28 protein-coding genes are annotated in these 25101 nt (G+C 73.2%); 16 read left to right on the forward strand and 12 right to left on the reverse strand.

Features of this window, described 5'->3' with window-relative positions:
• On the reverse strand, positions 1 to 176 hold a 176-nt coding region (locus G407_RS31260), incomplete at its 3' end, for a transposase (protein ID WP_156917585.1).
• A gap of 141 nt (positions 177 to 317) precedes the next feature.
• Between G407_RS31260 and G407_RS28420 the strand changes: the two genes are divergently transcribed.
• Complete coding sequence (locus tag G407_RS28420) at positions 318 to 2537, forward strand: GumC family protein (protein WP_052341522.1); 2220 nt, start codon at positions 318 to 320, stop codon at positions 2535 to 2537.
• Here G407_RS28420 and G407_RS32375 read toward each other — a convergent pair.
• On the reverse strand, positions 2521 to 3720 hold the full coding sequence (locus tag G407_RS32375) for a GNAT family N-acetyltransferase (protein WP_043540119.1): 1200 nt from the start codon (positions 3718 to 3720) through the stop codon (positions 2521 to 2523). The two genes, G407_RS28420 and G407_RS32375, sit on opposite strands and share 17 nt — an antisense overlap.
• Before the next feature lie 115 nt (positions 3721 to 3835).
• Between G407_RS32375 and G407_RS0117560 the strand changes: the two genes are divergently transcribed.
• Positions 3836 to 4870, forward strand: a complete 1035-nt coding sequence (locus tag G407_RS0117560) for a polysaccharide deacetylase family protein (RefSeq protein WP_029031875.1) — start codon at positions 3836 to 3838, stop codon at positions 4868 to 4870.
• 70 nt (positions 4871 to 4940) lie between these two features.
• Entirely contained in the window at positions 4941 to 5522 is a 582-nt protein-coding gene (locus G407_RS0117565; RefSeq protein ID WP_029031876.1) for an LOG family protein, read from the forward strand.
• Between the two features lie 18 nt (positions 5523 to 5540).
• On the opposite strand, the gene G407_RS0117570 is transcribed toward G407_RS0117565, so the two are convergent.
• Positions 5541 to 6089 carry a DUF924 family protein gene (locus G407_RS0117570; RefSeq protein ID WP_029031877.1) on the reverse strand — a complete coding sequence of 183 codons (549 nt, stop codon included), beginning with the start codon at positions 6087 to 6089 and terminating at the stop codon, positions 5541 to 5543.
• Between the two features lie 273 nt (positions 6090 to 6362).
• Here G407_RS0117570 and ilvC point away from each other — a divergent pair, with 273 nt between their 5' ends.
• The 5 genes from ilvC to G407_RS0117595 all read left to right on the forward strand — a co-directional run bounded on the left by ilvC (position 6363) and on the right by G407_RS0117595 (position 11326).
• Positions 6363 to 7382, forward strand: a complete 1020-nt coding sequence (gene ilvC, locus G407_RS0117575; protein ID WP_029031878.1) for a ketol-acid reductoisomerase — start codon at positions 6363 to 6365, stop codon at positions 7380 to 7382.
• Positions 7383 to 7670: 288 nt separating this feature from the next.
• The gene (gene pdxY, locus G407_RS0117580) at positions 7671 to 8519 is read left to right on the forward strand and encodes a pyridoxal kinase PdxY (protein WP_029031879.1); all 849 of its coding nucleotides are present in this window, start codon (positions 7671 to 7673) and stop codon (positions 8517 to 8519) included.
• Positions 8520 to 8526: 7 nt separating this feature from the next.
• A complete protein-coding gene (locus G407_RS0117585; protein ID WP_029031880.1) occupies positions 8527 to 9639 on the forward strand; it encodes an endonuclease/exonuclease/phosphatase family protein in 1113 nt (370 codons plus the stop codon).
• A gap of 50 nt (positions 9640 to 9689) precedes the next feature.
• A complete protein-coding gene (locus G407_RS0117590) occupies positions 9690 to 10601 on the forward strand; it encodes a PhzF family phenazine biosynthesis protein (RefSeq protein ID WP_029031881.1) in 912 nt (303 codons plus the stop codon).
• The gene (locus G407_RS0117595) at positions 10598 to 11326 is read left to right on the forward strand and encodes an NUDIX hydrolase (RefSeq protein WP_029031882.1); all 729 of its coding nucleotides are present in this window, start codon (positions 10598 to 10600) and stop codon (positions 11324 to 11326) included. The genes G407_RS0117590 and G407_RS0117595 overlap by 4 nt, the downstream gene beginning before the upstream one ends.
• Here G407_RS0117595 and G407_RS0117600 read toward each other — a convergent pair.
• The 3 genes from G407_RS0117600 to G407_RS0117615 are packed head-to-tail and all read right to left on the reverse strand — an operon-like array spanning position 11314 to position 13846.
• Positions 11314 to 11664 carry a hypothetical protein gene (locus G407_RS0117600; protein ID WP_052341524.1) on the reverse strand — a complete coding sequence of 117 codons (351 nt, stop codon included), beginning with the start codon at positions 11662 to 11664 and terminating at the stop codon, positions 11314 to 11316. The two genes, G407_RS0117595 and G407_RS0117600, sit on opposite strands and share 13 nt — an antisense overlap.
• A gap of 41 nt (positions 11665 to 11705) precedes the next feature.
• Positions 11706 to 12878: a GNAT family N-acetyltransferase gene (locus G407_RS30670; protein WP_169728804.1), complete on the reverse strand. Its 1173-nt coding sequence runs from the start codon at positions 12876 to 12878 to the stop codon at positions 11706 to 11708.
• A 20-nt stretch (positions 12879 to 12898) separates the two neighbouring features.
• Positions 12899 to 13846, reverse strand: coding sequence for a hypothetical protein (locus G407_RS0117615; RefSeq protein WP_029031885.1), 948 nt, complete (start codon positions 13844 to 13846; stop codon positions 12899 to 12901).
• A 493-nt stretch (positions 13847 to 14339) separates the two neighbouring features.
• Here G407_RS0117615 and G407_RS0117620 point away from each other — a divergent pair, with 493 nt between their 5' ends.
• Positions 14340 to 15887: a 2-isopropylmalate synthase gene (locus tag G407_RS0117620; protein ID WP_029031886.1), complete on the forward strand. Its 1548-nt coding sequence runs from the start codon at positions 14340 to 14342 to the stop codon at positions 15885 to 15887.
• A gap of 93 nt (positions 15888 to 15980) precedes the next feature.
• Positions 15981 to 16325, forward strand: coding sequence for a tRNA-binding protein (locus tag G407_RS0117625; protein ID WP_029031887.1), 345 nt, complete (start codon positions 15981 to 15983; stop codon positions 16323 to 16325).
• Here G407_RS0117625 and G407_RS30675 read toward each other — a convergent pair.
• On the reverse strand, positions 16319 to 17014 hold the full coding sequence (locus tag G407_RS30675; protein ID WP_052341526.1) for a hypothetical protein: 696 nt from the start codon (positions 17012 to 17014) through the stop codon (positions 16319 to 16321). The genes G407_RS0117625 and G407_RS30675 overlap by 7 nt on opposite strands.
• Positions 17015 to 17146: 132 nt before the next feature.
• Here G407_RS30675 and G407_RS0117635 point away from each other — a divergent pair, with 132 nt between their 5' ends.
• Complete coding sequence (locus G407_RS0117635; RefSeq protein ID WP_029031888.1) at positions 17147 to 17473, forward strand: DUF6949 family protein; 327 nt, start codon at positions 17147 to 17149, stop codon at positions 17471 to 17473.
• A 7-nt stretch (positions 17474 to 17480) separates the two neighbouring features.
• Here G407_RS0117635 and G407_RS28440 read toward each other — a convergent pair whose 3' ends face one another.
• Positions 17481 to 18521 carry a DUF2336 domain-containing protein gene (locus tag G407_RS28440; RefSeq protein ID WP_043540116.1) on the reverse strand — a complete coding sequence of 347 codons (1041 nt, stop codon included), beginning with the start codon at positions 18519 to 18521 and terminating at the stop codon, positions 17481 to 17483.
• A 90-nt stretch (positions 18522 to 18611) separates the two neighbouring features.
• Positions 18612 to 19607, reverse strand: coding sequence for a methylmalonyl Co-A mutase-associated GTPase MeaB (gene meaB / locus G407_RS0117645; protein WP_029031889.1), 996 nt, complete (start codon positions 19605 to 19607; stop codon positions 18612 to 18614).
• Positions 19608 to 19858: 251 nt separating this feature from the next.
• On the opposite strand from meaB, the gene G407_RS0117650 reads away from it, so the two are divergent.
• The 3 genes from G407_RS0117650 to G407_RS0117660 all read left to right on the forward strand — a co-directional run bounded on the left by G407_RS0117650 (position 19859) and on the right by G407_RS0117660 (position 21530).
• Entirely contained in the window at positions 19859 to 20182 is a 324-nt protein-coding gene (locus tag G407_RS0117650) for a hypothetical protein (protein ID WP_029031890.1), read from the forward strand.
• A 2-nt stretch (positions 20183 to 20184) separates the two neighbouring features.
• Positions 20185 to 20433, forward strand: coding sequence for a hypothetical protein (locus tag G407_RS0117655; RefSeq protein ID WP_029031891.1), 249 nt, complete (start codon positions 20185 to 20187; stop codon positions 20431 to 20433).
• An 83-nt stretch (positions 20434 to 20516) separates the two neighbouring features.
• Positions 20517 to 21530, forward strand: a complete 1014-nt coding sequence (locus tag G407_RS0117660) for an alpha/beta hydrolase (RefSeq protein ID WP_029031892.1) — start codon at positions 20517 to 20519, stop codon at positions 21528 to 21530.
• Positions 21531 to 21549: 19 nt separating this feature from the next.
• On the opposite strand, the gene G407_RS0117665 is transcribed toward G407_RS0117660, so the two are convergent.
• Positions 21550 to 22791 (reverse strand): lytic murein transglycosylase, encoded by a 1242-nt coding sequence (locus G407_RS0117665; RefSeq protein WP_029031893.1) that lies wholly within the window; start codon positions 22789 to 22791, stop codon positions 21550 to 21552.
• 275 nt (positions 22792 to 23066) lie between these two features.
• Here G407_RS0117665 and G407_RS28445 point away from each other — a divergent pair, with 275 nt between their 5' ends.
• Both G407_RS28445 and G407_RS0117675 read left to right on the forward strand, forming a co-directional pair.
• Positions 23067 to 23453 (forward strand): hypothetical protein, encoded by a 387-nt coding sequence (locus G407_RS28445; RefSeq protein WP_043540117.1) that lies wholly within the window; start codon positions 23067 to 23069, stop codon positions 23451 to 23453.
• 68 nt (positions 23454 to 23521) lie between these two features.
• Entirely contained in the window at positions 23522 to 23959 is a 438-nt protein-coding gene (locus G407_RS0117675) for a GNAT family N-acetyltransferase (RefSeq protein WP_029031894.1), read from the forward strand.
• Positions 23960 to 23963: 4 nt separating this feature from the next.
• Here the strand turns inward: G407_RS0117675 and G407_RS0117680 are convergent, their stop codons facing one another.
• Both G407_RS0117680 and greA read right to left on the reverse strand, forming a co-directional pair.
• Entirely contained in the window at positions 23964 to 24497 is a 534-nt protein-coding gene (locus G407_RS0117680) for a hypothetical protein (RefSeq protein WP_052341527.1), read from the reverse strand.
• 116 nt (positions 24498 to 24613) lie between these two features.
• Complete coding sequence (greA, locus tag G407_RS0117685) at positions 24614 to 25087, reverse strand: transcription elongation factor GreA (RefSeq protein ID WP_029031896.1); 474 nt, start codon at positions 25085 to 25087, stop codon at positions 24614 to 24616.
• Positions 25088 to 25101 lie beyond the last annotated feature (14 nt).

Consider the following 25101-nt stretch of genomic DNA (forward strand, 5'->3'; position numbering starts at 1 on the left):
GTCTTCGGTGGGCCGTACTCCTTCGGCGCATCGCACCACCGTAAGCCATTGCGATTGATGAAGATTATCCCACTCAACACCCGCCGATCATCAACCCTCGGCTTGCCATGGCTCTTCGGAAAGAACGGTCGCAGCCGCGCCATCTGTTCGTCGGTCAGCCAAAATAGATTGCTCATGATACCCCCTGAAAGTTTGGGGATTTGAATCATGCGACCAATGCGATCTCAAGCCGATTAATGGGTCCTGAGCCTAATCGCTGCGGACCACGCGGCGCGCGGGTCACCCGTGCGCGCGCGGTCATGTGGAGAGTGCGAGCGATGCCGATGACGAGCGCCGAGACGCAGGGAGCGGAGGGCCGCGCCCCCGCGGCCGACACGCGCGGGGACATGATCAACCTCTACGAGATCGTGCTCGCGCTCAGGGCGAACCTGCGCCTCGTCGCCGGCGTGGGGCTCCTCGCCTTCGTGGCGAGCCTCGCCTACGTGTTCGTGGCGACGCCGCTCTACCAGGGCCAGTCGCAGATCCTGCTCGAGAGCCGCGACAACGCCTTCACCCGTCCCGTCGAGCAGACGGGCGGCGATCCCACGGCACAGATCATCGACGAGCAGGCGGTGGCGAGCCAGGTGGCGGTGATCCGCTCGCGGGAGGTCGCGGCCGAGGCCGCGCGCCGGCTCGGCCTCGTCGGCAATCCCGAGTTCGACCCGCAGATGCGGCCCATGAACCCGCTCGCGCGGCTCGCCTCGCTCGCCGGGCTCGGCGGGGGCGGCGACGCGGCCGACGAGGACGCCGCGATCGACCGCGTGCTCGACGCCTATTACGACCGCCTCCTGGTCTACGCCGTCGGCCGCTCGCGGGTGATCGCGATCGAGTTCCAGGCGAGCGATCCGGAGCTCGCGGCGCGGGGCGCGAACGTCATCGCCGAGGTTTACCTCGAGACGCTCGAGGCCGCGAAGATCGACGCCGCGCGCATGGCCTCGACCTGGCTGTCGCAGAACATCGACCGGCTGCGCGAGCGCGTGCGCGAGGCGGAGGCCCGGGTCGAGGCCTTCCGTTCGGGCACCGGCCTCCTCGTCGGCGGCGACAACGCGACGCTCACCTCGCAGCAGCTCGGCGACCTCTCGACCCAGCTCGGCACCGCCCGCTCGACCCTCGCGGACGCGCAGGCGCGCGCCAGCCTCATCCGCGAGCTGATCGAGGCCGGCCGGGCCTTCGAGATCCCCGACGTCGCGGCCGACGAGCTGATCCGCAGCCTCATCGAGCAGCGCGTGGCGCTGCGCGCGCAGATCGCGGCCGAGAGCCGCACGCTGCTCGACCGGCACCCGCGCATCCTGGCGCTGCAGGCGCAGCTCGCCGATCTCGACGGCCAGATCCGCGGCGCCGCGGAGCGCATCGTGCGGACGCTCGAGAACGAGGCGCGCCTCGCCTCCGCCAGGGTCGAGACGCTCACCGCGGCGCTCGACCAGCAGATGCAGGTCGCCTCTCGCGCCAACGAGAACGGCGTGCAGCTGCGCGCCCTCGACCGCGAGGCCCGCGCCGAGCGCGAGCAGCTCGAGGTCTTCCTCGCCCGCTACCGCGACGCGCTCGCCCGCGATTCGGAGGAGGCGGCGCTGCCGGACGCGCGCATCGTCTCGCGCGCGGCGGAGCCGCAATCGCCGATCTGGCCGCGCAAGGGGCCGGTCGTGTTCCTGTTCACCGTCGTCGCGCTCACGCTGGTCGCGGGCGCGGTGGTGATGAAGGCGATCGTGTTCGACGTGTTCCGCCCCGCGCCCGCCGCGGCGCGGCGCGCCTCCGAGCCCGGGTTCGCCGCGCCCGTCGCCGCGACGGCGCTCGCCGGTCCCGCGCATGCGCCTGTTTCTCCCGAGCCGGGGCCTCCCGAGCCGCCCGCGCCGCGCGGCGGTGGAGGCGGCGGGCGCGAGCGGCCGGTGGCGCCCGCGCGGGAGGACGCGGAAGGCTTCGACATCGCGGCGCTCGCTGCCCGGCTCGGGCGCGTCGCCACCGCCGAGGGCAGCCGCCGCATCCTCGTCACGGCGCTCGACGCCGGCGGGCTCCCGGCGATCCTCGCGGAGCGGCTCGGCGAGACGCTCGGCTCCGGAGCACCCGCGCTCCTCGTCGAGGTCGCCGCGCCGCCGTCGTCCGAGGGCGCGCCGGCGACGAAGCCCGGCTTCTCCGATCTCGTGGCGGGCGAGGCGTCCTTCTTCGAGGCGATCGATCGCCTGGGCGCCGGGCGGCCGCACCGCGTCGGCGCAGGCACGGGCGTCGTCGATCCGCTCGCACCGGAGGAGGAGGAGGGGCTCGAGATCGCGCTCACCGCCTTCGACGAGACCTACGGCGCGACGCTCCTCGTCCTGCCCGACGCGCACGCGCCGGGCGCGCTCGCCACGCTCGCGCAGCGCGCCGACGCCGTCGTCATCGCGGCGCGGACGGGTCCTGAGGATGCGCGGCTCGTGACGCTCTACGAGGCGGCGAAGGAGGCCGGCGCGCCGGAGGTGGTCGTCGCGCTCGCGCCCGTCGAAGACGAGATCACCCGCGCCGCGTGAGGCGCCGCGCGGCCGCCAGCGCGGCCATGACCCGCGGCGAGCCCTTGGCCCACCGCTTGAGCCGGCCCGTCACCCGCGCCTGGACGGCCCAGGCGCGGCCGACGAGCGTGACGGGCACGGTCAGCTCCAGCATCTCCTCGATGCGGTCGCAGAAATGGCCCTTGTAGCGGGCCTCCCCGACGCCGAGGTCGAAGCTCTCGTATCCTTGCACCCGCAATTCCTCGACGACGGCGAGCATCAGGATGTCGCCGGGGGTCGCGCGGGCGATCTCGGGCGCCTCGTCGAAGGCGGTGAACATGCCGCTCGCGCGCACACCGTCGCAGGCCGCGCCGAACGTCGCCACGATGCGATCGCCGACGCCGAGGCGCCAGAGCGAGATCGCCGGGCCGCCCTCGCTCTCCGGGTCGCAGGCCGCGTGCAGGAAGGCGCGGGTCGCGGGGTCGGCGAACGGGTCCGGGAGGCCCTGCGCGCGCATGCGGCGTGCCTTGAAGGCGAGGAAGGCGTCGAGCGTGCGCTCCGCCTCCGCGCGGGTCGTCGCGCGCGAGACGGTCACGGCGCCCAGCGCGGCGAGGCCGCGCTCCTTCTTGCGCAGCTTCTTGCGCGTCTCCCCGCTCAGGGGCGCGGCGGGGCCGTCGGGGTCGCGGTCGGCGAAGGCGCTCCAGTAGGCGTCGCTCGCGGCGCGGCGCGCGCCCGGCAGGGCGAGGGGGTTCGGCTCGCCGGCCCAGGTCCGCGGCAGGTTGAGGAAGGCGAAGGCGTCGACGTCCAGCGCCCGCCCGATCGCGGCGAGGTGCCCGCGCACGGCGTCGGGCGCGAGGTGGGCGCGCGCCTGCGGGCAGACGAGCGGCAGGTGGAAGTTCGCGTGCTTTCCGCCCAGCGGCGCGGCGATCGTGACCGGCCCGTGCCGGCACAGGGCGAGCGGCAGCACGAGGATCGGATGTCCCGTCCGCGCCTCGTGCAGGACCGCGACGCGCACCCGCGCGCCTGGCGCGAGCGCGTGGCGCGCGAAGGCGTGCTGCCAGGCGAAGGCCTGGTAGGGCGAGGCCCGCCCGTTCGCCGCGAGCCGCTCCCAGTCCGCGCGCGCCGCCGCGAGCCCGTCGTGGACGACGAGCGTCGCCTCGGGCGCGCCGGCTCTCGCCGTCGTTTCGAGCTCGTCGAGCGCGGCGTATTTCGTGGCTGACGTCACGCGGATCTCGCCCTTCGGCCTCGGATGCACCGATCGATAACGTCGCGACTGTATACAGGGGGCGTTAAGCGCGACCTAAAAAGGGTCCGAGCACCAGTCGAAGGGGTCCTGGCCGATGCTCAAGCGGGCGATCATCTCCGCCGGTCTCTACGGCAGCGACCTCGTCCGGGCGCACGCCTGGGCGCGGTTCGCGCGCGGGCGGGGCGTGATCCTCACCTTCCACCATGTCCGCCCGCCCGCGGACGAGGGCTTCGCGCCCAACCGGCTGCTCGAGATCGCGCCCGCCTTCCTCGAGACCGTGCTCGACACGCTCGACGCGCTCGGCTTCGACATCGTGCCCCTCGACGCGGTTCCCGCGCTTCTCGCCGGGCCGGAGCCCGAGCGGCCCTTCGCGGTGCTCACCTTCGACGACGGCTACCGCGACAACCGCGACTACGCCGCTCCGATCCTCGCCGCCCGCGGGGCGCCTTGGACGCTGTTCGTCACCCGCGACTTCGCGCTGGGGCGCGGCCGCTTCTGGTGGCGCGAGCTGGAGGAGGCGGTGCGCCGGTCGCCGCGCATCCGCCACGACGGGCTCGACCTGCCCGCGCGGACCGATGCCGAGAAGGCGCGCGCCTTCGACACGCTCTACTGGCGCCTGCGCGCCGGGCCGGAGGATGCCCTGCGCTCCGCCACGCACCGCCTCGCGGAAGAGGCCGGTGTCGACGTGGCCGCGCTCGCGACCGGGGCCTGCCTCGCGCTCGACGAGATCGCCGCTCTCGCCCGCGACCCGCTGGTGACGCTCGGCGCCCACACGCTCACCCACCCGATGCTCGCCAAGCACGACGTCGAGACGGCGCGCCGCGAGATCGTCGAGAGCCGCGCCGTGCTCGCCGACGCGACGGGGCGGGAGATCCGCCACCTCGCCTACCCGGTCGGCGACCCGGGCTCCGCCGGCCCGCGCGAGTTCGCCCTCGCCCGCGAGGCGGGCTTCGAGACGGCGGTGACGACGCGCCCGGGCCACCTCTTCGCCGAGCACGCCGGGCACCTGCACGCGCTGCCGCGGGTCTCCGTCAACGGCCTCCACCAGAGCGCCGGCGCGCTGCGCGCCCTCCTGTCGGGCCTGCCGCTGCTGGCGTGGAACAGGGGCCGGCGCGTCGTCGCGCCATGAACGCAAAGGGCGGGTGACAGCGCCCGCAGGGAGCGCTAGAGACCATTTCCCGCCACCGGAGGTCTGCGTCGTGAACCGCATCTGCGTCTTCTGCGGCTCGAACCCGGGGAACGACCCGGCCTATCGCGCCGCCGCGGTCTCGCTCGGCGAGACGCTCGCCGCGCGCGGCGTCGGCCTCGTCTACGGCGGTGCGTCGGTCGGGCTGATGGCGGTCGTGGCGGACACCGTGCTCGCCCGCGGCGGGGAGGTCGTCGGCGTCATTCCGCAGATGCTCGTCGACAAGGAGATCGCGCATAGCGGCCTCACGGCCCTGCACGTCGTCGAGAGCATGCACGCGCGCAAGCGCAGGATGGCGGACCTCTCCGACGGCTTCGTCGCGCTGCCCGGAGGCGTCGGCACGCTCGAGGAGCTGTTCGAGATCTGGACCTGGGCGCAACTCGGCAGCCACGCCAAGCCGGTGGGCCTGCTCGACGTCGCGGGCTTCTACGATCTGCTCGGGCGCTTCCTCGACCACGTGGTCGCCGAGGGCTTCATGCGCGCGGCGCACCGGGACATGCTGCTGCGCGCCGAGGAGCCCGGCGCGCTGCTCGACGCCTTCGCGGCCTGGACGCCGCCCATCGTGCACAAGTGGGTCGAGCGCGCGCAGACCTGACGAGGGCGCGTCCGACGCTCAGCCGCGGAAGTCGCTCTCCTCGAGGAACGCCGCCTCCTCCGGCGTGGTCTCGCGGCCGAGGATGGCGTTGCGATGGGGAAAGCGGCCGAAGCGGGCGACGATGTCGCGGTGGTGTCGCGCCCACTTCACCCCGTCCGCGTCTCCGGACTCCTCGCTGAGCGCCACCGCGCGCTCCTGCAGGGCGAGGTCCTCCGCGTGCTGGAAGGGGAGGAAGTAGAAGCGGCACATCGGCGGCGCGACGGCCTTGTGGTGCCCGCGCTCGATCGCGCGCTCGGCGACGAGCACCGCCAGCGCGTCGGTCCGGTACACGTCCTTGGTGCCGCGGAACATGTTGCGCGGGAACTGGTCGAGCAGGATCAGGAGCGCGAGCGAGCCCTCCGGCAGGAGCTCCCACTCGTCGAGCCGGCCCGACGCCGCAGCCTGGTGCGTCGCGCCGAAGCGCGCGCGGATCTCGGCGTCGAAGGCCTCGTCCTTCGCGAACCACCTCGGCGGCCCCGCGGCCTCCCAGAAGGCGACGATCTCGCCGTACCCCACCGTCTCGCTCATGCCCGCTCTCCCGATCTCGCGATTGCGCCCGGCCGCGTCGACCGATAACACGCCCCTGGCGACACGTCGCGCGCGGCCGCGGGCATCGGCCGCGGGGTGAATTTCGCCGTGCGCTCCCTTGCGTACGGCGTCATCCCCGCTACAAGCGAGCCCGAGCGCGCAGCGATGTTGCGCGACGCGGCCGGCGGGCGCAACGAAACGCGAGCGGGCGGGGCGAGCCCCGATCGAGAGGAAGAAGGGGGCGCGCCCCCGCGTGAGAAGGGAAACGAGACCATGCGCGTCTATTACGATCGCGACGCCGACATCAACCTGATCAAGGGCAAGAAGGTCGCCGTCATCGGCTACGGCAGCCAGGGCCATGCCCATGCGCTGAACATGAAGGATTCGGGCGTCTCCGAGGTCGCGATCGGCCTGCGCGAGGGCTCCTCCTCCGCCCGCAAGGCCGAGGCCGCGGGCCTCAAGGTCATGAGCGTCGCGGACGCCGCGCGCTGGGCCGACGTCGTCATGATGCTCACGCCCGACGAGCTCCAGGCGGACATCTACGCCGAGCACCTCGACGCCAACATGAAGCAGGGCGCCGCCCTGATGTTCGCCCACGGGCTCAACGTCCACTTCAACCTGATCACCCCGCGCGCCGACCTCGACGTGCTGATGGTCGCGCCGAAGGGCCCGGGCCACACCGTGCGCTCCGAGTACGTCCGCGGCGGCGGCGTGCCCTGCCTCCTCGCCATCGCGCAGGACGCGTCGGGCAACGCCCACGATCTCGGCCTCTCCTACGCCTCCGCCGTCGGCGGCGGGCGCGCCGGCATCATCGAGACGACCTTCCAGGAGGAGTGCGAGACCGACCTGTTCGGCGAGCAGGTCGTGCTCTGCGGCGGCCTCGTCGAGCTGATCCGCGCCGGCTTCGAGACGCTGACCGAGGCGGGCTACTCCCCGGAGATGGCCTATTTCGAGTGCCTGCACGAGGTGAAGCTGATCGTCGACCTCATGTACGAGGGCGGCATCGCCAACATGAACTACTCGATCTCCAACACGGCCGAGTACGGCGAGTACGTCACCGGCCCGCGCATCATCACCCCCGAGACCAAGGCGGAGATGAAGCGCGTCCTCGACGACATCCAGACCGGCAAGTTCACCCGCGACTGGATGCTCGAGAACAAGGTCGGCCAGACCTCCTTCAAGGCGATCCGCGCCCGCAACGCCTCCCACCCGATCGAGGAAGTCGGCGCGCGCCTGCGCGAGATGATGCCCTGGATCAAGGAGAAGGCGCTCGTCGACAAGGCGAAGAACTAAGGCGAAGAGCCGAGCGCGGCTCCCCGTCGGCGGCCTTCCGGGTCGCCACGGGCCGGCAACGAGAGGCCCCCGTCGTCCGCGAGGACGGCGGGGGCCTCTCGCGTTCGGGGGGAGGAGCGGCGTCCCTCGAGGCCTCTCGCGGGCTCGGGCCGATGCCGTGCCCACGGTCGCGGGCCTCGTCGGCGAGAGCGTCGCCGCCCGACGAACGGCTGCCATGCAGCCCGCGGGGCGTGCACGCCCCGCGGGCTCGTCGTATCATGGCGGTCCATCGACTTGCCGGAGCGTGCCATGAACATCCTGTCGATCCAGTCCCACGTCGCCTACGGCCACGTCGGCAACGCCTCGGCCGTGTTCCCGATGCAGCGGCTCGGCTGCGAGGTCTGGCCGATCCACACGGTGCAGTTCTCGAACCACACCGGCTACGGCGCCTGGAAGGGCCGCGTCTTCGACGGGCCGGCGATCGAGGAGCTCGTCGACGGCATCGCCGAGCGCGGCGTGCTGCCGACCTGCGACGGGGTGCTGTCGGGCTACATGGGCTCGGCCGACATCGGCACGGCCATCCTCTCGGCGGTCGCCCGCGTGCGCGCGGCGAACCCGGACGCGCTGTATTGCTGCGACCCCGTCATCGGCGACGTCGGCCGCGGCGTCTTCGTGCGCCCGGGCATCCCCGAGTTCATGCGCGACCACGCGGTGCCCGCCGCCGACGTGGTCACCCCCAACCAGTTCGAGCTCGACGTCCTCGCGGGCCGCGAGACGCGCACGCTCGCCGACGCGAAGGCGGCGATCGCCGCGGTGCAGGCCCGTGGACCGCGCGTCGTGCTCGTCACCTCGCTGCACGTCGACGACACGCCGGACGGCTGCATCGACATGCTGGCGGGGGAGGGCGGGCGCTTCTGGCGGCTGCGCACGCCGATGCTGTCGGTCTCCGTGAACGGCGCGGGCGACGCGATCGCGGCCCTGTTCTTCGTGCACTGGGCACGCTCGGGCTCCGCCGAGACGGCGCTGGCCCAGGCGGGGGCGTCGGTGTTCGGTCTGCTGAAGCGCACCCAGGACGCGGGCTCGCGGGAGATCCTGACGGTCGCGGCGCAGGACGAGTTCGTGAACCCGACGCGCCGCTTCCCCGTCGAGCCGGCGTGACGCGGCCATGCGGCTGCGCATCGCCACGTTCAACGTCGAGAACCTCGTCTCGCGCAACGCCTACGGCCCGAAGGCGCGGCCGCAGACGGGGCCGGCGCTGTCGCTGTTCGACTTCGCCGACCCGCTGATGCGCGACCACATCCAGGCGGCCACCGCGGTCGCGCTCGAGGACGACGAGCGCCAGGCCACCGCGCTCGCCATCGCCGAGACCCGCGCCGACATCCTGTGCCTGCAGGAGGTGGACGGGCTGGGCGTGCTCGCACCCTTCGTGGCGAACTACGTGCACGCGGTCTCCGACATCCGCTACGGCCACATGCGGCTCGAGCCCGGCAACGACCCGCGCGGCATCGACGTCGCCTTCTGCGCCCGCAAGGACCTGGTCTCGGACACGAAGCAGGTGACGGCGCGTTCCTGGAAGGACGCCACCTTCGCCGATCTCGACGTCCACGACCCGGCGCTGGAGGCGATGGGCATTGAGCGGGGATCGAAGGTCTTCAATCGCGACTGCCTGGAGGTCTCCCTGGAGCTCGAAGGGAGGTCGCTGACGCTCTTCGTCTGCCATCTGAAATCGACCGGCTGGGGACCGCGGGACGCGGGCTCCGTGTTGCGTCGCGCCGAGGCGCGGGCGATCCGCGCCATCGTCGAGCGGCGCTTCGACGCGGGCTGGCGCGAGGCGCCGTGGATCGTCGCGGGCGACCTCAACGCCTCCCCGCAGGCGGTCCTGCCGGGAGGCGAGATCGTCGACGTCGCCGACACCGGCATCGAGCCGCTCGGCGAGGATTTCGCTGTCGATCCGGCGCGGGCGCTGCCCGAGGGGGAGCGCTGGACGTACTTCCATCGCGAGACGTCGGACGGGCGCGTCGCCGCCGAGCGGCACGTCCAGCTCGACGTCGTCCTGCTCTCCCCGGGGCTCGCGGCGGCGAACCCCGGAGCGCGGGTCGAGATCCTGCGCCGCGGGCTGCCCTATCGCGTCCCGCTCGATCCCGCCCATCCCGATCGCTCGATCGGCCATCTCGCGACCCGCGCCGACCGTTATCCGCGCATCGGCTGGGAGCGGCCGCGGGCGAGCGACCATTGCCCGGTCGTCGTCGAGATCGACTTGCCTCCCGCCGCCGCCTGATCCACGACGTCACCGCACGCTCACCCGACGCCCTGCGCAAGAGGTATCGCATGTCCCGCCGCTACGCCGTCCTCGACGTCTTCACCGACACCGCTCTCGAGGGCAATCCCCTCGCCGTCGTGCTCGACGCCGAGGGCCTCGACGAGGGCGCGATGCAGCGCATCGCCCGCGAGTTCAACCTCTCCGAGACGGTGTTCGTCCTGCCGCCGCAGGACGCCCGCCATCGGGCGCGGCTGCGCATCTTCACGCCCGCCCGCGAGCTGCCCTTCGCCGGCCACCCCACCGTTGGCTCGGCGGTGCTGCTCGCGCTCGAGCACGGAGACGGCGGCGCCGACGCGCAGGCCTTCGGGCTCGAGGAGCGGGTCGGCATCGTGCCGTGCGTCGCGGAGATCGACGACCCGCGCAGCGGGCGCGCGCGCTTCCGCCTGCCGAAGCTGCCGATGCCGGTGGGCGAGCACGACCCGAACCCGGCGGACTGCGCCATGGCGCTCGGCCTCGACCCCGACGACATCGGCTTCGACCGCCACGCGCCGAGCCGCCACGACGCCGGCAACGCCTTCACCTTCGTGCCGCTGCGCTCCCTCGATGCGCTCGCGCGGGTCGCGCCGGGGCCGACGTTCCCGGCGGTGTTCGGCCAGGACTCGCACGGGGCGGTCTACGCCTATGCCCGCCAGCCAGCGGGGCCGGGCCTCGCCTTCCGCGCGCGCATGCTCGCGCTCGGGCTCGGCGACGGCGTGCGGGAGGACCCCGCGACCGGCTCCGCCGCCGCCGCCTTCGCCGGCGCGCTGATGCAGCACGAGCCGATGGGCGACGGCACGCACGACATCACGATCGAGCAGGGTTTCGAGATGGGCCGCCCGAGCCTCGTCGCGCTCCAGCTCGTCGTGGAGAGCGGCGCGCTCGCCTCGGGCGAGATCGGCGGCGGCGCCGTGGTGATCGCCCGCGGCGAGCTGTTCGCATGACGGGCGCGCCCGCCGGCATCGCCGTCGCCGAGGTCGCGCGCGTCGAGGCGCGCTACGATCCCGGGGCGCGCTGGGAGCGGGCGGAGGCCGAGCGCGATGCGATCGAGGCGTACTGGGCGTCGCGGATCGCCGCGCAGCCGCGCCTGTTCAACGGCCGCGTGCTGATGGCGCGCGACGTCGCGATCGACGGCGACGTCCTGCGCGGCACCTGGTTTCCCGTCGACTACGCCACGCTGCTCTGGGCCAAGGCCAGCGGCTTCGCGCACGAGGAGGTGCTGAACGCCTTCGCGCTCGCGGCGCTGCGCGGGCGCTGCGGCGGCTTTCTCGTCGGCGAGATGGGCGGTCACACCGCCAATGCCGGGCGCCTCTACTTCCCCGGCGGCACGCCGGACATGGACGACATCCGCGCCGACGGCAGCGTCGATCTCGCCGGCTCGGCCCTGCGCGAGCTCGAGGAGGAGACCGGCATCGCGCCCGCGCGCGTCCGCGCCGACGGCTGGATGGTCGTGCGCGACGGCGGAACGATGGCGCTCCTGCGCCGGATGGAGGCGCGCGAGGACGCCGATGCGCTCGCCGCCGACGTCCGTGCGTGGCTCGCCGCCGATCCCGACCCCGAGCTCGCCGACGTGCGGGTGGTGCGCGGGCCGGGCGAGCTCGACCCGGCGCGCACCCCGCGCTTCATGGAGGTGTTTCTCGCGCGCGCCGTCGCCGCTCAGGCCGGATAGCCGTAGCGCGTCTTGACGGCGCGCAGCTGGGCGCGCGCCGCGGCGTCGTTCCCGGCCCGGCAGGTCTCGGCGGGGCCGGCGAGGTCGCGCGTGGCGTCGCGGTAGACGCTCGCCCCGACGAACCCCGTCTCGTTGTCCCGGTCGAGCAGCGCACGGAAGGAGCGGATCTCCTGCGCGCAGGCCGACGACCCGGGCAGGTCCAGGCTCGCCGCCCGCGCCGGAGGGCCGCCGGCGGTCGTGGGCGCGCCGGTCTGGGTGCAGGCGGCGAGGCCGATCGCGGCCACGCAGAGGGCGAGGACACGCAGCGGGCGGCGGATGGGTGCGGTCGGGTCTGGCACGGCGGCGGCTCTCCGGTCTGGGGGGCGAATCGGGCGACAGCCTAGCCGATCAGGATGCGGCCCGCGATCCACCTGCGCCAGCGCCCCGGCAGCCGCTGGAACAGCGCCTTCGCCGCGAGGCGCGCGCGCGGCAGGATCGCGAGCGCCGCGGCGCCGAGGACGCCGCGGGGGAGAACGTGGTCGCGCTCCTCGATCCGCCGCGCGCTCCATTGCAGCTTGTACTCGTCGGCCGGAGCGAGCAGGTCGTAGCGCGCGACCCCCGCCGCGCGGGCCTCCGCCAGCGTGCGGGCGATCAGGAGGTGGCCCGGTCCGTAGGATGCGAAAGCGGGATCGGCCGCGCCGAGATAGGAGACGAGCGTCGCGCCGCAGCGGAAGCCCGCCTCGATCGCGATCGGCGCGCCGTCGAGCGTGAGCGCGTAGACGCGCGCCGCCGGATCGCCGCCGGGACCCACGAGCGCGAGCAGGGTGTCCTCCATGCGCGGATCGGCGAAGCCGCGGCTCGCGCGCCCGCTCTCGGTGAGCCAGCTGCGCTTCCAGCCGAGCGCGACGGCGGTCAGGGCCCGTGCCGCCTCGCCGGGCTCGTGCGCGACGAAGCCGACGGCGCCCGCGGCGGCGAGCTTTGCGCCGCGCCGGCGCATGTTCTTGCGCAGGTTGCGACTCTCCGGCTCGGGCGGCGCCTGCCCGTCGAGCGCGACGAGAGGCGCTTCCCGCGCCGGGCCGCTGGCGCTGCGCGAGAGGTCGAGCAGGCGATGCACCGCCGCGTCCTCGCGCACGCGTTCGAGCCGCAGGCCCCGCACGTCGCGCCAGCGGCGCAGCTCCGCCCGCAGCGCCGCGCCGAGCGCCGCCGCGTCCGCCCAGGGATCGAGCAGCACGTCGCCGGTCTGGGCGAGCGGCGCGCCGGCGAGCTCTGCGACGGCCCCGAAGGGCGTGCGGTCGACGACGAAGGGCGCGATCGCGCGCGCGGTGCCCGCCCCGTCCCGCAGCACGAGGATGCGCAGCCGGCAGCCGGCGCTCGCGAAGCGGGCGGCCCAGACGCGCACGAAGGCGTGCGACTGGAACGGGCCGGCGCCGGCCCGCGCCCACAGCGCCTCCCACTCCGGCCGGAGGGCCTCGAGGTCCGCGACCGTCTCGACGGTCTGCGCCAGCACCGCCGCCGGGACCGGCGCCCCGGCGGCGGCGGTGACGGTGGTGACGGCGAGGGCGCCACCGAGCATGTGCGCTCCGGCCGCCATGGTCACTTGGCGATCTGGTAGGCGGGGATGTCGCGGTAGCCGAGCGCCGCCTGCGGGTCGACCCGGAAGTCGACCGTGTAGCTGCGCACGCCGCCCTTCGTCTTCGGCCGCCCGTACTTGTGCAGGGCGGCGAGCCCCATCTTGCCGTAGAGCGAGACGCCGCGGGCGTCGCGGCCCAGCGAGGCCACGCCGAGGTTCCGGCGCAGGAGGCGGTTGGCGTAGTGGACCGCGTAGCTGTTGCGGATCTCCCGCGTCCAGTGCTCCGTCGTCAGCGAGAGGTTGACGACGTCGTGGTTCTCGATGCGATGCGGCGCGTTCAGCGGCCAGGTGAGCATCTCGCCCGGCTTCAGGTCGATGATGGTGGCGTGCTCGTCGAACCAGGGCTCGTAGTGCACGTCCTCCTGCTGCTCGCCGAGGATGATCCGCTCCATCGTCTCGGGCTGCAGGAACGGGGGCGTGTTCGGGTAGACGTAGACCCGCTTCGTGCCGCGCAGCTGCCACAGCGACTGGCCGGGTACGTCGCAATGATAATAGACCCGCGCCTTGGGCGAGGAGATCAGGAAGGTGATCTGCCGCTTGAAGGTCTCGAGGCCGGGCACCCGGCCCTCGATCTCGGCGAAGATCCGGTCGAGCAGCTCGCCGTAGGCGGGGTCGATCTCCGGCAGCTTCTGCACGTGCACCCACAGGTGCCCGCGCTTCACCGCGTCGAGCACGTCGCGGCCCGAGAGGCCGTGGATGTCGCCGTCGCGCCAGGCGCGGGCGTCGTGGCCCGTCCGCGACATGGTGCAGACGTGGTAGAGGTGGCGCGGCGCCTTCTCGATCAGGCGCGCCAGCGCGTCGTCGCCGAACAGGTCGGACTGCGCCAGCGAATGGCGCAGGTGCAGCACCTCGCGGCCGAAGCCGCGGGTCGTCTCGTCGGTCCAGTCGGTGAAGATCGGGGCGTGTTCCATGGCGATACGGTCCGGATTGTTTCGGCACGAGCCGTCGGCTCTCGAGGCGCACGGAGCAGGAATCGAGCGAGGGTGGACCGGATCGGGAGGATTCGACTCGAATTCGTCCCGCCAGGGTTAACGCCGCGGTGAGCCTCGCGGGCTTGCCCCGGAGAGCGCACGGCTGTAAAAGGGGAACACCCGTCGGCCAGGTGTCGCGGATCGGACTTGGCGCGGACTTGGCGCGGATCGAACGAGGAGAGAGCCTTGGCCCCGGCCGGCTCCCACAGCTGCAGCACCATCGCCGCGCCGGCTCCCGGCGCGCGTCTGCTCGCGGCTCCCCTCGCACGTCCTCTCGCCCTCGGCCTCCTGCTCCTTATCGGCCCCTGAGGGCCGTCCGGGCGCGCGCCTGGGCCTTCAGGGGAGATCGAGACCCGAGCCGGCGCCCCTCACGAGGGCGCCGAGAGCATGTTCCCCCAGGAACCGGCACGATCCCGATAGGAAGCAGACGACCATGTCCACCGACCAGAACCGCGTCCTGATCTTCGACACCACCCTGCGCGACGGCGAGCAGTGCCCCGGCGCCACCATGACCCTCGAGGAGAAGCTCGAGATCGCCGAGCTGCTCGACGAGATGGGCGTCGACATCATCGAGGCGGGCTTTCCCATCGCGTCGATCGGCGATTTCGAGGCCGTGTCCGAGATCTCGCGCCGGGTGAAGCGGGCCGTCGTCGCCGGCCTGTCGCGCGCCGCCCCCAAGGACATCGAGCGCGCCGGCGAGGCGGTGCGCCACGCGGTGCGCCCGCGCATCCACACCTTCATCTCCACCTCGCCCGTCCACATGAAGTACAAGCTCCAGAAGGAGCCGGACGCGGTGCTGGCGCTGGTCGTCGATCAGGTCACGCGCGCCCGCAACCTCGTCGACGACGTGGAGTGGTCGGCCGAGGACGGCACGCGCACGGAGATGGACTTCCTGTGCCGCTGCGTCGAGGCGGCGATCAAGGCCGGGGCGACGACCATCAACATCCCCGACACGGTCGGCTACACCACGCCCGAGGAGTACCGCACCCTGTTCGAGACCGTACGCAGCCGCGTGCCGAACTCGGACCAGGCGATCTTCTCGGTGCATTGCCACAACGATCTCGGCATGGCGGTGGCGAACTCGCTTGCCGGCGTGAACGGCGGCGCACGGCAGATCGAGTGCACGATCAACGGCATCGGCGAGCGCGCGGGCAACGCGGCGCTGGAGGAGATCGTCATGGCGATCCGCACCCGTGCCGACGCCTTCCCCTACGAGACGGGCATCGACGCGACGATGCTGACCCGCGCCTCGAAGGTGGTGGCCACCGCGACCTCGTTCCCGGTTCAGTACAACAAGGCCATCGTCGGCCGTAATGCCTTCGCCCACGAGAGCGGCATCCACCAGGACGGGATGCTCAAGCACACCCAGACCTACGAGATCATGACGCCCGAGAGCGTGGGCGTCACCAAGACCTCGCTCGTCATGGGCAAGCATTCCGGGCGCAACGCCTTCCGCTCGAAGCTGGCGGAGCTCGGCTACAAGCTCTCCGACAACGAGCTGCAGGACGCCTTCGACCGCTTCAAGGCGCTCGCCGACCGCAAGAAGCACGTCTACGACGAGGACATCGAGGCGCTGGTCGACGAGCGGCTGGCGACGGCGCACGACCGCATCAAGCTCGTGTCGCTCTCGGTCATCGCCGGTACGCGCGGCCCGCAGCGCGCGACGATGAAGCTCGAGATCGAGGGCCGCGTCGTCACCGAGGAGGCCGACGGCAACGGGCCCGTGGACGCCGTCTTCAATGCGATCCACGCGCTCCAGCCCCACGAGGCGACGCTCGAGCTCTACCAGGTCCACGCGGTGACCGAGGGCACGGACGCGCAGGCCGAGGTGTCGGTGCGGCTCAATTCCGGCGGCCGCACGGTCACCGGCCGCGGCGCAGACCCGGACACGCTGGTCGCCTCCGCCAAGGCCTACCTCGCTGCCCTCAACAAGATCGTCGCGCGCGGCGAGGGTCTGCACGCCCAGCACGCGGCCGAGTGAGCTCGATCGCGCCGCCCGCCGCCGCGACAGGTGACGGGCGGCGCGTTCCGCGCTAGGCGGGAGGCCGAGACGAATCCTCGGAGCCTTCCGTCCATGGACACGCCGCAGATCACCTTCGACGACTTCCTGAAGGTCGACGTCCGCGTCGGCCGGATCGTCGCGGCGGAGCCGTTCCCCGAGGCGCGCAAGCCCGCCTACAAGCTCACGATCGACTTCGGGCCGGAGATCGGCACGCGCCGCTCCTCGGCGCAGATCACGCGCAACTACGCCCTCGAGGAGCTGGAGGGCCGGCTCGTGCTGGCGGTGGTGAACTTTCCGCCGCGCCAGATCGGCAAGTTCATGTCGCAGGTGCTGACGCTCGGCGTGCCGGACGCCGACGGCGAGGTCGTGCTGATCGAGCCCTCGCAGGACGTGCCGATCGGCGGCCGGCTCTACTGAGCGAGAGCCGCCCGGCCGGGGCCGGCGGCGAGCCGCTCCACGGCGGCGACGATGCGCGGCCACTCGGTGAGCGCCGCCGCCGGCAGGCGGACCTGCACATCGAGACCGCCGCGGCGGATCTCTGCGAGGCAGGGCAGGCGCACGCCCGCGGCGGCCGCGCCGTCGAGGCAGCGTGCGGCGAAGGCGCGACCCTGCGGCGGCGCCAGATGCAGCGTCTCGCCCTCGTAGGGCGAGCCACGGGCGAAGACGCGGCGGATCAGCCCGTCGCGGGTCGCCTCGGCGCCCGGCTCCAGGAACCTGTTGTAGAGCTGCGCCGGCCGTTCCGACGGCGGCGGGGCGTCGTCGGCGGGCACGAGGGTGATGCCGATCCTCGGGCCGGCGGCCGGGCTCGGCTCCGCCCCGAGCAGCGCGCGCAGCGGCGCCTCGATCGCGACCCGCTCGGTCGCGCCCGGCGTGCGCGGCTCGATCAGCCAGTCGCGCGGCAGGACGAGCGGACGATCCGCGAGCTCGAGCGCGACCATGGCGCCGGGGGAGGGGGCGTCCTGCGCGATCAGCGTGCGCGACCAGATCGCGAGTGCGAGCAGGCCCGCGCACAGGCCGAGCGCGAGGCAGGCCGCCGGCAGGCCGATGCCGCGCCAGCGGACGGGGGCGAGGGCGGGGGCTGCGGCGGCGGGTGCTGCGGGACGCATCTCGGCTCTCCTGCGGCGGGCACGACGTTAACCCTTTTCGCCATTCGTGCTTAACGAGGAGTAAAGGCTCGGGCAGGATCGCTGCGCCGGCTCGGGAGGGGCCGCGCGCCGGAGGAGCCCATGGGCCTCGATGTGAGCCTCGATCCTTGGACGGTGTCCAGCCTGAACGCGCTCGTGGTGGGCTTCGCGTTCGCGGGCCTGCTGGCGAGCGCCTTCGAGCTCGTCACGCACCGCCGGGCCAGCTTCTCGCTGCTCGAGCGCGGCGGGGTCGTGGCGCTCGCGAGCCTGCCCATGCTCGCCTTCTCCGCGCCCTTCATCATCCTGCGCAACACGCTGCGCGGTCGCCGCTTCGAGCGCCGGCCGATCCCCTTCGTGATGATCGCCACCTGCATCGCCGGATTCTGGAGCCTCGCCGCCGGTCGCGTGCTGCTGGGCGGCATCGGCTACGTCGTCGGCTGAGCGCTCGTCAGGACACCTTCGCGCGCATCTTCAGGAACCGCATCGCCCTCTCGGACGTGTCGGCCGGCAGCGTCGCGTAGCCCGTGACGTCCGCGTCGATGTTGGCCTCGAGCAGGCCGAGCCGCTGCGTCCGCAGCTCGAGCACCTTGCGGAAGGCCTCCGCGCCGAGGCCGAGCGCCTTGCAGGCGACCGCGATGCCCGACGTCTCCGGCTGCAGCAGCGCGCGCAGGGCCTGGGCGTTGGGGATTTCGGAGAAGGTCGAGATCACCTGCGCGAGGTCGAAGGCCCGGTCGTCGCGGGCGAGGATCGAGACGACGTCGTCGATCGTGCGCCGCCCGTCCTTGAGGTCGGCGATCAGCAGCTTGAGCTCCAGCCGGCGCTCGCGTGCCTCGCGCACGACGCGCTTGGGCGCCTCGCCGGAGATGATCTCCACCTGATGGCCGGCGTCGGGCTTCTGCGCCACCTGCGCGGCGATCTGGAGGACGCGACGCGCCTGCGAGACGGGCAGGTTCTCGCGCCGGCTCTCGAGGTTCTGGCGCACGGCGGCGTCGCGCCCGCCGCGCTGGACGAGCTTCTCGAAGCCGCGGTCGGAGAAGGCGGCGCCCTCGTTGCCGGAGACGGTGCGCAGCACCTGCTTGTCGCCGCGATCGACCAGGATCTCGGTGACGTTCTCGGACAGCGTCGCGCGCTCGGCGATGGCGTGGAGATGGGCCTGCGAATGCGTCACCGCGATCGCCGCGAGGTCGGCGTCGGTGAGGACGGGGGAGAGCTTGAGCACGAGCCGCGCGACGTCGGCGTCGGGATCGGCGGCGAGCGTCGTGGCGACCGCGCGCGGGAGCTGCGGCTCCGCGGCGACACGGTCCGCGTAGTCCTTGCGGTCGGGGGTGTCCATCTTCTCGAGCGAGCGGTTGGCGATGTCGGAGAAGTGCTCCTGCGCCCCTTCGCTCGGCGCCGAATCGTGCAGGAAGAGATCCGTGACCGCGTTGAGGAGTCGCCGCCGCCCCTCCGATGACGCATCCGTCGATAGGCGCGCCAGCTCGTCCAGCATCGTCGTGTACTCCCCCGGGGTGTCCTCGGAGTTCCGTCCTAGACGATCTTCTCGAATCTCCGGTTAACTCGGCCGTGGGAAGGCGCGCGGTCAGAGGCCGAGGTGACGCGCCACCTCCTCGGCGGCCGCCGTGGGCGAGGTCTCGCCGGCTCCGACGGCTCGCTCGAGCCGCGCCAGAAGGTTGCGCGTCTGCGAATCGCCCGTGAGACGGGCGCGCAGGCGCTCGTCGACGAGCGCCCACATCCACTTCACGTCCTGCCGCCGGCGCCGCTCGGCGAGAAGGCCCTTCGCCTCGTGGCGGGCGCGATGGTCGAGGATTCGCGCCCACAGGTCGTCGAGCCCCGCGCCGGACAGGCCCGAGCAGGTGACGACGGGGGGCGTCCACACGGCCGAGGCCGGGGCGAGGATGGAGAGCGCCGTGCGGTATTCCGCCGCTGCCCGGCGGGCACGCGTCGCGTTGTCCTCCTCGGCCTTGTTGACGGCGATCATGTCGGCAATCTCGAGCACACCCTTCTTGATGCCCTGGAGCTCGTCGCCGGCGCCCGGCAGCATCAGCACGAGGAAGAAGTCGGTGAGGTCCGCCACCGCCGTCTCGGATTGGCCGACGCCCACCGTCTCGACCAGGACCACGTCGAAGCCCGCGGCCTCGCACAGGAGCATTGTCTCACGCGTGCGTGCGGCCACGCCGCCGAGCGTGCCCGAGGAGGGGGAGGGGCGCACGAAGGCGTTCGGATCGACGGCGAGCCGCGCCATGCGCGTCTTGTCGCCGAGGATCGAGCCCCCGGTGCGCGAGGAGCTCGGGTCGACCGCGAGCACCGCCAGCCGATGGCCGCGCGCGGTCAGCATCGTGCCGAGCGCGTCGATCAGGGTCGACTTGCCGACGCCGGGTACGCCGGTGATTCCCACCCGCACGGCGCCGCCGGTGCGGGGCAGCAACGAATCGAGCAGGGTCGCGGCGGCGGCGCGGCGGTCGGCGCGCTTCGATTCGACGAGCGTGATCGACCGGGCGAGCGCCGCGCGGTCCCCGGCCAGGAGCTTGGCCTCCAGGCGCGCGATGTCGAGAGCGGGCTTGTCCGCGGCAGCCATGGCGCGCGTCTCCTTCGCCGCCGAACGCGGCACTGCCGCCCGAGTTAGCGCGTCGGGGGCCGGAGCGCGAGACCCGTACAGGCCGTCCTCGTGGATGAACGCCTCGCGCGCGGCATGCGCGAAACCCTTTCGGTATTCGTTCGTATTATTCACGCGTGCCGACGTCTTACTCGACTGTCTCGTCTTGCATATTGGTACTGTTTGGTTTATTCGTTATTCTATTCTCGATGCACGAAGAGCATTGTAGTGCGATGACCAACGACAAGCTGTTCAGTCCGCTCGGGATCGCCGTCCCGGGCTACGCGGGGAGCCCGCGGCTGCCCGGCGAGCAGCCGTTGGATGCCGAGGTCCGGCAGGTGCTCTCGCCCCGGCAGCCGCCGCAGGCGCTCTCGCCGCAGGGGGCCGAGCCGCCGCGCCGGGCGCCGCTCGTCGCCGATGTGCCGGTGCAGCAGGTCTTCGCGCCGCCGCAGAACGTCCCGCCGGCGACCATCGCCGCCGGCTACGGGGCCTGGTCCGCGCGCAACGCGGACGACATCACCGCGCAGTACCTCTGCAACTTCCCGCAGGAGGCTTGAGCATGGCGGCCCGCGCCCCCAGCCGCGAGATCTTCGCGCGCCTGCTCTACGTGCTCGAGGTCGGCTCCGAGGACCAGCGCAACGCCGCGAATGCGCGGCTCGCGCTCCTGCGCGACGCATTCAACACGGATAGGCGCTTCCCCTCCTCGCGCCCGGTCATGGCCGCGGTGGAGACCGAATGCTGGACCTGGTGGCACGAGATCTCGACCGAGCCCGCCGCCCACCCGCAGCGGGCGCCTGCGCTGGCCTGACCGGCCCCGCGACGGCCGCACCCTCGCCACGATCGCGGCGCAGTGAGCGCGCGTGTCCCCGCGTACCCATCGGCCGCCGCACCATGACCTCCCCGACGACTGCTCCCGAACGGCGTGCCTCGCGGCCGCAGCGCCTCGCGACGCGGATCGCCGCGCTGGGCCTCGCGCTCGCGCTCGGCGCCTGCAACCTGGCCGGCGCGTCGGCTCCGAACGCGACGGGGGCCGGGTCGCAGACCCTGCTCGTGGCGACGACGCGTGCACCCGCCGCCGACCCGGGCAAGGCGCCGTTCTTCGCGGCCGAGCGCGGGGCGGGGCTCGCCTTCGCCCAGGCCACGCTCGCGCCGCCGAGCGAGGGCGTGCTCGCCACGCTCTCGCCCTTCGACGCGCGCTGGGGCGTCGTCGGCGTCGGGCCCGTCGTGAGCGCCGAGCCGGCCGAGGCCTTCGCCCGCGCGGCGGTGGGGCGCGACGTGCTCCTCTACGTCCACGGCTATCGCGAGACCTTCGAGACGGCGGCCTCCGGCGCCGCGGAGCTCGCCGCGGGCATCGGCTTTCGCGGCGCGAGCGGGCTGTTCACCTGGCCGTCCGGCGGCGCGACGTTCGACTACGGCTACGACCGCGAGAGCGCGCTGTGGTCGCGAGACGCGCTGGAGGAGCTGATCCTCACGCTCGCGCGCAGCGGGAGCGGCGGGCGGGTGCACATCGTCGCCCATTCCATGGGCTCGCTGCTGACGCTCGAGACGCTGCGCTTCGTGCGCGACAGCGGGGGCGATGCCGCCATGGCGCGGATCGGCGCCGTGGTGCTGGCCTCGCCGGACGTCGACATCGACCTGTTCGCCCAGGGCGTGGAGCGGCTCGGGGTGGACGCGCAGCGGATCACCGTCATCTCCGCGCAGAACGACCGCGCGCTCGCGCTCTCGCGCCGCCTCGCCGGCGGCGTCGTGCGGGCGGGCGCGGCGGATCGCGAGCGGCTCGTGGGGCTCGGCGTGCGCGTGGCGGACGCCTCGGAGTTCGGCTCGGGTGTCCTCAACCACGACCTCTTCCTGCGCGATCCGGACGTGCGCGCCGTCGTCGCGCGCGCCATCGAGCGGTCGCGCTGAGCGCGGCCGCTGCCGCGTCTCAGCCGCCCGCGCGCAGCGCGTCGAGGAAGCGGCGTCCGGCCCGGCCGGTGGGCTCCTGCCCGAGCCGCGACTGCATCTCCTTGATCGCCTCGCGGGTTTTCGAGCCGATGATGCCGTCGACATCGCCGATGGCGTAGCCTCGGCGCAGCAGCTGGACCTGCACCTCGCGCCGCTCCTCGCGCGACAGCGGCGGATCGTTCGTCGGCCAGGGCGTCTGGATTCCCGGCCGGCCGGCGAGCCGGTCCGACAGGAGCGCGATGGCGAGCGCGTAGGACTCCGCCTGGTTGTAGGAGTAGATCGCGTCGAAGTTCCGGAACACGACCCAGGCCGGCCCGTTCGTGCCCGCCGGCGCGAGGATCGCCGCCTGGCCCGGCCCCGTCAGCGCGCCGCCGTCGACGCGCCGCACGCCCATGCCGGCGAAATCCGAGAGCGCCCGCTTGTTGCGCCGTCCGGTGCGGCTCTCGGGGAAGCCGGCGGGCAGCCGCACCTCGTAGCCCCAGGGCTCACCGGACTGCCAGTTCGAGCGGGCGAGATAGTTCGCCGTCGAGCCGAGCGCGTCCACCGTCGAGCCGACGATGTCGCGCCGCCCGTCGCCGTCGAAGTCGACCGCGATGCGCTGGTAGGTCGAGGGGATGAACTGCGTCTGCCCGAAGGCGCCGGCCCACGAGCCGGTGAGCTGCTCGACGGGGATCTCGCCGCGCTCCAGGATCTTCAGCGTGGCGAACAGCTCGCCGCGGAAGAAGCTCTGGCGCCGGCCGAAGCAGGAGAGGGTGGAGAGCGACTGCAGCAGCGGGCGCTTGCCCATGTTGCGGCCGTAGTTCGACTCGACGCCCCAGATCGCCGCGATCACGTGGCGATCGACGCCCCAGCGCTCCTGGGCGGCCGCGAGCGCGTTGGGGTATTGCGCCATGGCGCGCCTGCCGTCCTCGACGCGCTCCTCGTCGACGAGGCCGGCGACGTAGTCCCAGATCGGCGTGCGGAACTCCGGCTGGCGGTCGAGCAGCTCGAGCAGGCTCATGTCCGGCTGGACGCCCGCGAGCGCGCGATCGAAGGTCGCGCCGGAGACGCCCTCGCGGGCGGCCTTTCCGCGCAGATCCGCGACGCAGGAGGCGTAGCTCGCCTGTGCCGGGGCGGGGACGGACAGCGCCGCTCCGGCGGCGGCTGCGAGGGCGAGGCACGCGCGCAGCGTGCGCGGGAGGGCGCGGGAGACGGCGCGGGGGAGGGGATATCGCTTGGTCATGGCGCGAGCATGCTCGGCGATCGTGGTAAACAGATGAATAATACGGGGCGAATGGGCGCTGCGATTCGGGTGCGCGGCACGCTTGCGGTTCGCCGTGCCTGCGAGCGGCTCTCCGGCGCCTCGGCCTGCGCCGGGGCGCACGGGAGGCGGCGGTGCCCCGGCACTCTCGGCGCGGGCCTCGCCATGCGGTCCCCGAGGGCGTCGTGCATGCGCGACGCGCGGTCGAACCCCATCCATCCCGTCGCGTTCGCCCCTCTCCCAACGAGGAGGCGAGCATGCCCGACCGGACCACCGACGACGACACCGCACGCCACGCCGCGGCGCAGGCGATGGAGCGGGACGCGACGACGCCCGTCGACGACGCCGCGCGCCCGCGGCTCACGCCGCAGAACCGCGCCGATCCCGCCGCGGCCGGCGAGGACGCCACCGATCCGTCGGGCGTCGGCGCGAAGCGGGGACAGGCGGACGAGGCCGAGGGCGGGCGGTCGCCGGCGCCCGGCGCCAGCGACCTCGACGCAGTCGGCGAGGCCCTCGAGCGCCCCTCCCGCGAGGGCGGCGAGATGCATTTCGGCGCGAGGCCCGAGGAGGCCGGCCGCGAGGGCTCGGCCGATGCCGCGGTGGAGCGCGCGGCGGCGGGGTGGTCCGGCGAGCGGAAGCAGTAGATTCAGAGACACGCGAGGGGTACACGGGCGTCGGCGGCGCATCCGATGCCGCCGCACGAGGATTACCGATGCTGCTTCGCCGCTACGATCCCGCCCGCGACGCCGACGCCTGCCTCTCGATCTGGCGGGACGCGTCGCGCGCAGGGCACCCCTTCCTCGAGGAGGCGGCGCTCGAGGCCGACGCGGTGCTCGTGCGCGACGTCTACCTGCCGAAGGCCGAGATCGTCGTCGCGGAGGAGGACGGGCGGGTCGTCGGCTTCGTGGCGCTTCTCGACGCCTTCATCGGCGGCCTGTTCGTCGATCCCACGCGGCACGGGGGCGGTGTCGGTCGGGCGCTCGTGCTGGACGCCGCCTCGCGCAAGGGCGCGCTCGACGTCGAGGTCTACGAGGCGAACGCGGGTGCGCTGGCATTCTACGTGCGGCTCGGCTTCGTCGAGACGGGGCGGCGGGAGACGGACGACCAGGGGCGTGCGCATCCCGTCGTGCGGCTGCGGCGCGCGAGCTGACGCCTCACAGCCGCCGCGCGAGCCACCCGGCGAAGCTCTCCGCGAGAGCGACGGCGCGACGCCGCTCGAAGTCTGCCGACTGCCAGGGGCCGGACTGGCCGGGCGGAAGCGCGACGCGCAGCGGCTCGCGGGCGAGCACGCGGCCGCCGTCGCTCAGGGTCGCGGTGCCGGCGAGCTCGTCGGCGGCGAGCGAGCCCGCGCCCGGGATGCCGAAGCCCAGCGGCCCGTCGTCGGTCTCGCCCGAGCCGTAGCCCCGCAGCTCGAAGCGATCGAGCACGACGGTCAGCCGCGATCCGCCCGCGCCGAGCCGGCCGGCGAAGCGATCCTCCAGCGCGCGCTGCAGGCTGGCCTCGAGCAGGTCGGCGTAGTTGCCCACGCCCTTCGCCCGCAGCGGCGACGCGTCGACCCGGATCTCGCCGATCAGCACGGCGGGCTGAGCGGTGGCCGGGCCGGCGAGCACAGCGAAGGCCACGACGAGCGCCACGAGGGCATGGAGCACGACCTTCGGCAGCGCGGCGAGATGCGGGCGGGCGGTCATGACGTCTTCCTCCTGGTGTCGCCGGGCGCATGCGGGGCACGCGCGCGGCGTTCGTCGGGAGGCTCAACCCCGCACCGGGCGCGGGGTTCGGTGGCGCCGCGAAGGCGCCACCGCGATCAGCGGAACTCGACGCTCATCACCTCGTAGGACTTGCCGCCGCCGGGCGTATGGACCTCGACGGTGTCGCCCACGGTCTTGCCGATCAGGGCGCGGGCGATCGGCGAGCCGATCGACACCCGGCCGGAATGGACGTCCGCTTCCGGCTCGCCGACGATCTGGTAGGTCTTCTCCTCCTCGGTGTCCTCGTCGATGAGCTTCACGGTCGCGCCGAACTTGACGCGATCGCCGTTGAGCTTCGACGGCTCGATCACCTCGGCGCGGGAGATCAGGCTCTCGAGCTCGAGGATGCGGCCCTCGTTGTGGGACTGCGCTTCCTTGGCCGCGTGATACTCCGCGTTCTCGGAGAGGTCGCCGAGCGCGCGCGCCTCGGCGATCGCCTGGATGATCCGCTGGCGCTCGACCTGCTGACGCTGCTTGAGCTCCTCCTCGAGCTTCCTGTAGCCCGGGGCCGTGATCGGGACCTTGTCCATGTCTTGTCTCACCG

Source organism: Salinarimonas rosea DSM 21201, assembly GCF_000429045.1.
In the GTDB taxonomy this organism is placed as follows: Bacteria; Pseudomonadota; Alphaproteobacteria; order Rhizobiales; family Beijerinckiaceae; genus Salinarimonas; species Salinarimonas rosea.